The sequence below is a fragment of the Nitrospira sp. genome, assembly GCA_005116745.1.
In the GTDB taxonomy this organism is placed as follows: domain Bacteria; phylum Nitrospirota; class Nitrospiria; order Nitrospirales; family Nitrospiraceae; genus Nitrospira_D.
The window spans coordinates 172,438-182,811 of the sequence record SWDS01000008.1 but is presented as its reverse complement, the minus strand read 5'-3'; the positions used below and the strand labels follow the sequence as shown (position 1 = coordinate 182,811).

The following is a 10,374-nucleotide window of genomic DNA, read 5'->3' as shown; positions in this document are numbered from 1 at the left end:
CATTCACTTCGCCTTGATCGTCGAAGGCTTACGGTAGCGTTAACAGGCCCTAGTCAGGAGAGCCGATTCAAAAGCATCACTGGCTAAGCGCGGAGACTGTTCTCATGCACGGAGTAACTATTCTGACTGCTCCAGCCCTTCCTAACACAGACCATCGCTCTCAGCGGGAATGCGAATTGGAGTGATTTGCAAAGCTTTGTTTCTGAGAGTGCTCGATCATCTCTCTGCTAGCAACGCACTCGCTGGGGCCCGGCGATAGCGTCGTCGGCGTATCACGCTCCTTCACATAACGAAGTTAGGCGATCCTCTCAACTCCTAGTTGCATAGCTGCGCACAATCTGCTGGAGGACGTATCCAATCAGATACCATCTGTATCATTTCAGATTCACCACTCTCCGATATCGGCACAGAGTGCAATCTAATAGATGATCTAGCAACATTCCTGCGTTTCCTTCTAGTACGGGGATGATATAGCTACGCAGCGCCAGCGAAGCGCTTGTCAGTTGTGTCTTTTGTCCATTGAAGGCACGCACAGACATCAACTGCATCTCAGTGGACCGCACCGAATTTCTAGGCCAAAGAAGAGCAACCACACCTTTGCGAAGACCTGGCATCAGTGTTGCTCTATTCAAGTCAAGTATCGACGACGAAACGTGGCCACGGTCGAGCTGTAACCATTGAGCAACACACACCGTTACTCTAAGGAGATCCCAATGCCCTTTCCAACCCCCAATTCAGATGAAAGCCTCGTTCAGCCCAATGCGCCGTTTATCGGAAACTTTCACAAGACCTTGCCGCACAATGAGTTTGGCGAGGTTGAACCTATTGCATACCGAAAGTTCGAGCGCGTATGTATCGAAATTGAAGCCGGGTCCCCACGCAACTTCGATGAGGTGCCAAGTGGCCCCTTATCTCCATCGGGCGGGGTTCCTCAGACACCATTCGTTTTAGGTCCGTCGCCGACGCCTGAGATTCATGCCTTGACCCAGTCAGTTGCGAAGTTCGTAAGCCCGCTGGCCGGCGCGGCGACCGAGTCCCTGGGGCCAGACCCAAAGACGCTGGAGATGCTGCCCGCCCCAGGATGTCGCTCGCTCACGGCTATGGCCGAGATGGTGGAGCTTTACTGGATGGCGTTGTTGCGTGATGCGCCGTTGTTGGCGTTCCAGGTTGACCGCGATTCACCGAAATCCAACTGCGCCAACCTCACTGCCCACAATATGCAGCTTGGCTACAACCTAAACAACCGTGTTCAGGATGCTCTCACTGCCGTCGATAAGATGTTCGATATCGCGATAAATGATAACAAGGACTTCGGTAAACTGCGCGCGCCGCTGGACGTGGAGTCAGGTCCCGGTGGTGCCAACATCACCTTGCAGACTTTGTTCCGGAGCGGTCTACATGATGAGGAGTTCGGTCCATTAGTGAGCCAGTTTTTCATTCGCCCCATCAGCTACGGCGTGCAGACTATCGATCAGAAGCAAGTGCCATATATTGCGAAACAAGACTTTCTCACCTCGCACGGCGACTGGTTGCTGGCTCAAAATACCGGCAAGGACAAATACGGACGTGATTATGGCAGCTGTAATAACTATTCCGATCAGTTGCATCGCGGGGCAAGCTACTATCCTGCAGGGAATCCAGTTCGCTATCTCTCGACGATGCGAGATATCGCGCGTTTCGTGAACCGCGATGCACTGCACCAGGCGTACTTCAATGCCGCGCTGTTCCTGCTTGGTGTTGGTGCGCCGCTCGATGAGGGCAATCCATATCGGGAAAATCGATACTCCCGAGAGCTTCCATTCGCCACGTTGGGGGGGCCGGATCTGTTGACTCTCGTCTCTGAGGTTGCCAGTCGCGCGCTCAAGGTTGTCTGGCGGCAGAAATGGCTAGTGCATAGACGGTGTCGCCCCGAAGTCATGGGCGGCTTGATCCAGATGCAGCGCAACGGCTTCGGTGGCAAGAAGCGCGACTATGGTCTGCCGACCAGTTTGTCTCTGACCCCCGCCTTCAAGGCTCGACTCGACGACACGCTCGATGAAATTAAAGAACACAATGCTGCGCTCAATGGCGGTGCGGGGAAAGGCACCTTGTTCCTCCCGATGGCATTCTCAGCAGGTTCGCCGAGCCATCCTGCCTATGGAGCGGGGCATGCTACTGTGGCCGGTGCTTGTGTGACGGTGCTCAAGGCCTGGTTCGAAGAAGATGAACTTCTGAAGACGGTCTTTGACAATGCGAATAGGAGCGCATCGACTGCCAAGACTGGTCCGAGTGACCCACCAGGAGGAACACTGACATTGCTACAGCCCGGATACCGCAAGAAAAGTACTGACCTCGAGGACTTCTGTCCTCCGCAGGAATACACCGGGGCCGACATGGGTAAAATCACGGTCGGCGGCGAATTAAACAAGCTCGCCAGCAACGTGGCGATGGGGCGTTCAATGGGTGGTGTGCATTGGCGCACAGACAATACGCGCAGTCTACGGTTGGGTGAAGAGATTGCCATCGAGATTCTGCGCAAACGCACCATGGAATATGCAGAGCGGCCGGTTTCGTTTACCTTCCGGTCTTTTGATCGGCAGCGAGTGCATATCACACAGGGGCAAGTCAGAAAGGATTGAATAGGTTTGCGGCAGAGGCGCGCTGATTTTGGCACACCTCTGCCGCAAGCTGTGCAGTAACAAAGGAATGGTACAGCCGGAGTAAATTCGCTGAGCGAATACGCGGTTTGTATAGAGAGAGGAGTCAGGGAGATTTCCCCAACCTAAGCGGTGTGAGTTGATCTTGTAGATAATGTCTTCGAACCAGTGTCTCGACCGATGAGAAGTGGCGTTCCGGAAGATTCTTGAAACGCCGTCTGCAATCAACCAGGGCTTCTTCGGCGGCCGTGAATGGTTCGATGGCGGATCGTAGGTGATCATAGTAGTCCATCAGTTTGATCTCAACGGTTCGCAGGTGACTAGAGTCGCCTGCGATGGTCAGCGCGGCCTTGGCCTGATCGCCGTTGGCTTCAACGAGTGCCTGGAAGCAGAGCCCCTTTAAACGCTGTGTCACTGTGCTGCGGTCCCATCCAAGCGTCTTGGCCGTGGACTGCATGTCGAAGCCATGTCGTCGCAGACAGGTCAGGACCGCGGCATCACCGGCTAGGTCGGGAAACGTCTGTTCGGTCCGTCCCCTTGCTGGCCTACGCTCTTCGCCAAGTCTGAGAGAGTCTCTGGTTAACAGGGTTCCCTCGTTCAGCGTGATGGCCTGTTCCAAACAGTGGCGGAGCTCCCGCACATTTCCTTTCCAGTCATGTTCGGTCAATACACGAAGCGCTTCATTCGTCAGCTGAGGGACAGGCTTCCCGATTTGCTCGGCAAGCTGGTTGAGGAAGATGTCAGCGAGCAGCGGAATGTCTCCGGTACGCTCACGCAGCGGTGGGAGATGGAAGACCATCCCGTTCAGCCGGAAGTACAGGTCTTCGCGAAACCATCCCTCCGACACGCCTTTCTGTAAGTCGCGATTAGTCGCGGCCACAATGCGAATGTCCACCGTCGTCGGGGTGGTGGCGCCAACTCGATAGAATGATTTGTCCTGAAGCACCCGCAGCAGTTTGCTCTGATGATCCATTCGAAGGTCACCGATCTCGTCAAGAAAGATCGTGCCGTGGTCGGCGAGACCGAAATAGCCAGGACGGTCACCCGTCGCCCCGGTGAAGCTGCCTCTCATGTGGCCGAAGAGCTCACTCTCAAACAGCTCAGGAGAAATGGCGGCCATGTTGACGGCGATGAAGGTCTTTCCCGATCGTGGACTGAGCCGGTGGATGGCATGGGCGAAGAGCTCTTTCCCGGTACCTGGTTCTCCGAGAAGGAGGACGGTCAACGAAGACTGTGCGCTCTTCCTCAGGTCGTGAAACAACCGCAGCAGAGCGTGATCTTGGGTGAGGATGCCGAATTGGCGGGATTCGACTTGAAGGCGGTTGAGTTCCGCATCGCGGATGGCGCTTGATACGGTGCCGGCTGCCCGGAGATCGCCAAGTTGTCGTTCCAGTTCCTGTAGGTGTCGACGGGCATCCTGTTCCTGGCCCTGGGCTTCAGCGATTTGGAGCTGCAGTAAGTTTGTCGTTCTGGTCAACTCTTCCTGTTGGCCGGCCGAAAAAGATATGGCCGCGTTAGCGGTGTCTAAATCTTCTTGAAGAGCTTCCGCTCGATCCTCATGCAGAACAAGGGCTTCTCTCACGGCAGCAGACTCTTGCTGGATGCGGATCATGTCACGTTCCAGCAAGATCAGACGTTGGCTTGCCGTCAGATTCACCCACAGGGCTGTGCCGATGAAGACGGAGAATGAGGCTGCGAGCGGGGTGGCGATTGGTATCAGGAGCGATGCCCAGCTCAACATCGCGGTGGATAGTACCCCATACCCAACAACGACGGCACCGGCAAACAAGATGCCCATCATCCCACGAAACTGTAAGAGGCTCCAGGCCGCCAGTGAGGCGAGCACGATGGTGACGGTGAAGCGGCCGAACCAGCCGAGTGAGTCGATCCGTTCATGGTTGAGGAAGGCATTCACGACATGGAGGTGGGCGGTCAAACCGTCGACTGTGGAGTTGGAGGGTAAGAGCCATGTCTCCGAGCCTCCAGGACTTGATCGGATCACCACGGCTTTGTCCTTGAACCAGGAGGCCAACAGTGGTTCGTCGTGCCGTTCGACGGCGCTCCAAACTGATGATAAAGGGATCGGCTGAAGGGCAGCCAGTGATCCGTTGCCCACGATATTGATCAGAAGGTCGGCATCCGAGTGGTTCGAAAGAACCTGCGTGGGGGTGGCGGTGTGTCGGTGAAAGATATCGGACAGGATCGAACCGAAAGCCGGAACGGGTTGAGTTCCGATTCTGATAGACGGTGGAATGTGACGGGAGATGTGATCGAGGTCACTCGTGACTGTAATGTGTCCATAGCTCGCGGCGTCGGACTGAAGCAGTGCATCCGTATCGTGAATCAGGACTACGGGTGATGCTGTACGAAGCGCTTCAAGGATGAGCGCATCGCTCGCGGCTCCCCCAAGGTGAGCAGGGCTCGCATAGTCCAGACGATGGTCTAGGCCGATGACAGCAGCGCCGGCCTCATGGATCGTCACAATTAACTGAGCGAGAATACCGCGATCCCAAAGACCCCTTCCGAAGCGTTCTTCACTGGCTCCGTCACGCGTCACGATGGTCAGCGAGGGGCTCACCTGGGCGGTCGTGCGGTGGCGAAGCCAGGTGTCGTAGACGGTGTAATCCAGCGCCGTAAAGGTAGCAGGGGCGGCGGACCACAGCATCGCCGATAGGAGCGTGGTTAGCACACCAGTACCCAACGCTTGCAGAGGAAGCGACGAGATGAACAGGCGCCAGAATTTCTGCCGGTCCAGCATACGGCTAGTGGAATCCTAGCTCATCGAGCAAGGATTGTGTGTCTTGTTTGGGGAGACCTTTGAGGAGAGCCTTCGCTTTCGGGAGGTCGGCATCGAGACCGAGCCCCTTGGCATAGATACGAGTTAGGATTTTCTTCGCCGGGCTGAAGCCGTCTGCCGAAGTCGTTTGAAAACAAGTCAGAATGTTCTTGTCGAACGGTTTCAAATACTGATCCCATCCGGTTTCGTAGAGTGTGGCGAGTTCGGCATGGGCCTCTTCGCTCAACGCGAAACACTCTCTCAAAAGTATTGGAATCGCATCTTCCGCACGGTTCTGTTCGCGAAGGACCTTTCCCAACGATTGCGGTTCACTCGGGCGACTGATATCAGGAAAGTCGTTCCAAAGTGTGTTGCGGTAGCTCTGCAACGCGCTCTGCAACTCCATGCGCCGCTGCTTCGTCGATTCAGAGGAGAGCGCCTGGCGCCGCACCTTGGACAACGAGTCGGAAGCGGTGTGCTGGCCAAGGTCGGCTGCCTGCATCCACCAAAAAATCGCCAAGCCGAGGTTTTTCTCGACGCCCTGCCCGGTTTGGTAGGCATTGCCAAGAAATAATCTGGCCTGGGGCACCCCGCCGGCCGCTGCTGTTTCCAGATGTTGGGCCGCTTCTCGCGTGCGTCCCGCAACTCTCAGCAACAGCGCGAGTCGATAATGTGCGTCGGGGAAATGAGGGCGCAGCTCAAGCGTTCGTCGATAGGACTCAACCGCGGCCGTCACATTGCCGAGTGAGTACTGTACGCTTCCAAGGCTGTAGTGAGCATGGGATAGGTCCGGTTCCAGTCGAATGGCTTCTCCCAGAGCGGAAGCGGCGGCCCGCCATTCTTGTTTCGCCATGAGCATGAGGCCAAGTTGGAGATGGGCGTTTCCATCATCCGGTTGTAATGTAATAGCCGCTCGACATTCCTCAACGGCGGCATCCAGATCGCCGACACGAAGAAGGGCTCCGGCGAGTTGTAGCCGGTAGTCTGGGTCGTTCGGTAAGAGACGGACTGTTCGACGCAATGAAGCAATCTCTGTCATCGCATCGGCTGGCTCGTTGAACCCTAGTCCGGAAATTGACCCAGAGGCTTGGGATGATTCGGAGGGATTGTGTGCACTCGGTGAATGAGAACGGGCGAGAGACGAAGAGCACATAGTCGCGGCGACAGTGAGGACCAACAGTATGGATCTGGGACGCATCAGAAAAGTTTTACGCCTCGACAGAGCGCCATAATAGCTTTCAATTATATCATCTGTGCGGGGGATGCGGGACGAACGGGTTTATCCGGCCAGGCGAAGAGGGTGCGCTAGACGGTTGATAGCTTCATGAAGCGCCGTTCCAGTCAGAAGCAGGGGACTATGCGGCACCCGCCATACTGGTTCCAGAGGGGCCGGATCGCCTGCGAGGCGGGGAATGATATGCCAATGGATATGAGGAAGTTGGTTCCCGAGTAGTTCGTAATTCATCTTCTTCGCTCGGTGGACTGTGGCCGAGATATCCGCTACTCGGTTGACCTCTTCGATCAGCTGACAACGTTCGGCGGGCGCCAGTTGGAATAACTCAGTCGCATGACGTTGAAACACGACGACGGCCCATCCGGGGAAGAATTGGTCATCGTGGAGATAGACCTTCGACAATCCGAGGTCTGCGATGAAATGGTCTTGTCTCGGCCAGGTGCCTTGGCAGGCCCTGCAGGGTGCGTCCCTCATGGCTGATTGGCTTTGCGCCACTCTTCTTCAGTCAATACACCCTTTTTGATCAGCAGCTGAATCAGCTTGTCGACGGCATGACGATTAGTGGCTGTCGACGGTCCGAGAGCCGGAGATGCAGGAGATATTGGGGACTCTGCACGCTTTGCTTCCGGAGGGGGCCGCTTCTGTCCTAGCACTTTGAATGAAGGGGTGAAGACCGCCACGTAATCCCGATTCCTGATTCGGACCACGGTGGGCAGACTATCGGTTTGCGGAACGAGGTTGGGGGAAGTCCCAGCGGGAATGCGGAAGTATGGCTTCCCATCGTCTGTCTGACCATCTTGGTCCAGCACGTCGAATCGTTTCAGAAAGGATTCTCCCGTCAGACCTTCATGATCCTCGCCGGCCAGGTTGGTAATCTTGTCCAACACGATGATCAGGGAGTCGCCTATAATGGCGTCCGGCGAGAGGTTCCTAGCACTCACGTCGTAGCGATATTCACTGACGAAGTTGTCACGACTTTTCAACGTTACGATGGCTTGTACGCGTCCGGTCAGATCGGTCAAGTTGTCGAGTGATCCGGCGAAGCCGTACAGCGGCTCTGTGGCGATGGCCGAAGCCGCGGCGAGACACCAGGGGCGTACCCAGTTCATCATCGGAATATTCTCACGTACGTACTGTCGCTGAGCATAGCAAAGTCCATGAGATTGGGCGAGTCTATTCCCTCGGAGTCGTCTTGACACATCCTTTCAACCGACGATATTCTCGCCACGGTCTCTTCAGTTGTTCAGCTCTGGCTGCGAATTATGGCTCTATCTGATTCTCGTCGACGGAAACCTCTGGAAGTCTCCCGTTCTCTCGCGAAGGCCCTCATGACACTCTATGATTATCCTCACCCTCATCGACCGGGCTGCACCATCCGCGGTTATGATCGGCCACACGCCGTACGAACGGCGAAGATGTGTGTGGCCGTGGCCGACCGCCTCGGACATCCACGCGATCGGGTCCGGCTCTATCACGTTGCTTGCCTACTGCATGACCTGGGCCGTGCCGGCCTTGATCGGCAACTCTTTGGAACTATTTGGTCTTGGGCCAAGCAACGGGGTATTCCGACGAGGCCTCGTGAATGGCGTGCCCTTCACCCGAGGACGATGTATGGCCGGGAGACAGAAGCCTTCGTGTCGTTGTATCGCCAGGATCTGATGGCCTCCGGCGTGGCCATGGACTCATGGGCTGTCGAGCAGATCGAAATGCGGTTGGGCTATGCGCGGCGTCTGGCCAGGCGATTGCGTGTGGTGAAGCCGACGTTGAAGACACTGGGCGTCGAGTGGACACCTTGGATGCAACAGGTGATGCTGTATTACTACTACCCGGAACGGCTGGCGAAGGCGACGGTATGGGTGCGGCAATTGGCGGAGATTCTTGTCGCCTGCGAACAGTTTGAAGCCTACAGCAATCAGCGCCGAGGACGTGATTATTATGCTCGGAAAAAAGAAAGCTTGTCGGACGCCTTTGCGTATCTCGATAAGTTAGGGCAAGAAGGCATCCTGAGCGATCAAGTCTTGAGCGCGGTGCGGGCGTTGACAGCAGAAGGGGTGTTCGATCTAATTTTGGAAGCAGCGCGAGGCGAGTCGCTGACCCGGAGCGACCGCCGCTACCTTCGTAGCCTCACGGGTGGGAGAAAAGGATGAGTGTCCACACCGTTTCCCTGACGATCCGTATGGAAGGCGGTACGCAGGTCCACAACATCACGAAATCCGTGGCCGATGCCTTGGCCAGTTCCAACCTCACCGCTGGAATTGTGACGGTATTCGTCAAACATACCACCGCCGCCGTCATGATTATTGAGGATGAACCGGGGATTCGCGCAGACACGAAAACGTTTTGGGATCGTCTCGTTCCTCCTGATCCTCGATGGCAGCACAACACGGTCAATCCTGGTGAAGACAACGGCCACAGCCATCTTCGAGGGCAACTCCAGGGGCCGTCCATCACCATTCCGTTTACCGCCGGTGCGCTTCTGCTCGGCACGTGGCAACAGATCGTGTTGGTGGATTTCGATACTCGTGCCAGAATGCGTGAACTCGTCGTGCAGGTCCTGGGTGAATAGCTTCGTCAGATCTCTGATATTTTCCCTGGTTATGGCAACGCTGTGCTCGTCGACCCATGCTGCCGAGTGGGGCAAGCCGTTGGGTGCCATCTATGACGGTCTTGAAGGGAAGCCGCGTCCAGTGACGCCCCCACCGACTGAGCTGAGTGCCGATGAGCGGGCGACGATCACGGTGTTTGAACGGGCGACCAAGTCTGTTGTGTTCATTGCCAACACGGCGATACAGCAAGATATCTGGTCTCTGGATGTCATGGAAGTGCCGCAGGGGTCGGGGTCTGGTTTTATATGGAGTAAACAGGGCCATATCGTCACCAATTTTCATGTGATCTATGGGGCTAGCTCGATCAAGGTCAGATTGGCCGATCGGAATGAATACGAGGCGAGATTGGTCGGCGCCGATCCCGATCACGATCTGGCCGTGTTGCAAATTCAGGTGCCTGACGGTCATGCGGAGCCGCTGGCGATTGGTTCCTCGCATGATCTGCGGGTGGGGCAAAAGGTGTTGGCCATCGGGAATCCGTTCGGGCTCGATCATACCTTGACGACGGGAGTCGTGAGTGCGTTGGGACGGACCATCAAATCCATGTCGAATCGGACGATTGAAGGTGTGATCCAGACCGATGCGGCGATCAATCCCGGCAATTCAGGCGGCCCGCTTCTGGATGGAGCTGGTCGATTGATCGGCGTGAATACGCAAATCGTGAGTCCAAGCGGGGCCTACGCCGGGATTGGGTTCGCCGTTCCCGTGGATACGGTGAACCGCATCGTTCCGGAGCTCATCAAGCACGGTAAGCTCATCCGTCCAGGGTTGGGCGTCTCGCTCGTGCCGGACGCGATGGCGAAGCGATGGGGGATTAAGGGGGTCATCATCGGCAAGGTAACGCGCGGCGGTGCCGCCGATCGTGCGGGGCTCAAGGGAGCGCGTGAAACCATGATGGGGCAGGTCCAACTTGGTGACATCATTGTCTCAGCCGCCGGAAAGCCCGTAGCCACCATTGATGACCTGATGGATGTGATGGAAGCGCACAAAGTTGGTGAGCAGGTGAGTGTGGAGATTTTGCGTGGAAATCGGCGTGAGAAGGTTTCGGTGGTCCTCCAGCCTGTCAATTAGTGCAACGGTAATTCAATGCATGCGTATGATAGGATCATCCGTGCCGTCTTT

The 10,374-nt window shown here is 56.3% G+C and carries 8 protein-coding genes; 4 read left to right on the top strand and 4 right to left on the bottom strand.

The features are described from left to right. Positions 1-713 precede the first annotated feature (713 nt). Positions 714-2,618 carry a hypothetical protein gene (locus E8D52_12790; GenBank protein TKB67444.1) on the top strand — a complete coding sequence of 635 codons (1,905 nt, stop codon included), beginning with the start codon at positions 714-716 and terminating at the stop codon, positions 2,616-2,618. A gap of 124 nt (positions 2,619-2,742) precedes the next feature. On the opposite strand, the gene E8D52_12785 is transcribed toward E8D52_12790, so the two are convergent. The 4 genes from E8D52_12785 to E8D52_12770 all read right to left on the bottom strand — a co-directional run bounded on the left by E8D52_12785 (position 2,743) and on the right by E8D52_12770 (position 7,758). Then, the gene (locus E8D52_12785) at positions 2,743-5,394 is read right to left on the bottom strand and encodes a CHASE2 domain-containing protein (protein TKB67443.1); all 2,652 of its coding nucleotides are present in this window, start codon (positions 5,392-5,394) and stop codon (positions 2,743-2,745) included. Between the two features lie 4 nt (positions 5,395-5,398). Beyond that, on the bottom strand, positions 5,399-6,610 hold the full coding sequence (locus E8D52_12780; protein ID TKB67442.1) for a tetratricopeptide repeat protein: 1,212 nt from the start codon (positions 6,608-6,610) through the stop codon (positions 5,399-5,401). A gap of 81 nt (positions 6,611-6,691) precedes the next feature. Continuing rightward, the gene (locus E8D52_12775; protein ID TKB67441.1) at positions 6,692-7,120 is read right to left on the bottom strand and encodes an HIT family protein; all 429 of its coding nucleotides are present in this window, start codon (positions 7,118-7,120) and stop codon (positions 6,692-6,694) included. Beyond that, positions 7,117-7,758: a hypothetical protein gene (locus E8D52_12770; protein TKB67440.1), complete on the bottom strand. Its 642-nt coding sequence runs from the start codon at positions 7,756-7,758 to the stop codon at positions 7,117-7,119. The genes E8D52_12775 and E8D52_12770 overlap by 4 nt, the downstream gene beginning before the upstream one ends. Before the next feature lie 216 nt (positions 7,759-7,974). Between E8D52_12770 and E8D52_12765 the strand changes: the two genes are divergently transcribed. From E8D52_12765 to E8D52_12755, 3 genes are read left to right on the top strand one after another with little or no spacing between them, the layout of a single operon-like run. Next, entirely contained in the window at positions 7,975-8,793 is an 819-nt protein-coding gene (locus E8D52_12765) for a hypothetical protein (protein TKB67439.1), read from the top strand. Then, positions 8,790-9,212: a YjbQ family protein gene (locus E8D52_12760; protein TKB67438.1), complete on the top strand. Its 423-nt coding sequence runs from the start codon at positions 8,790-8,792 to the stop codon at positions 9,210-9,212. The genes E8D52_12765 and E8D52_12760 overlap by 4 nt, the downstream gene beginning before the upstream one ends. Before the next feature lie 31 nt (positions 9,213-9,243). Continuing rightward, on the top strand, positions 9,244-10,323 hold the full coding sequence (locus E8D52_12755) for a trypsin-like serine protease (GenBank protein ID TKB67437.1): 1,080 nt from the start codon (positions 9,244-9,246) through the stop codon (positions 10,321-10,323). Positions 10,324-10,374 lie beyond the last annotated feature (51 nt).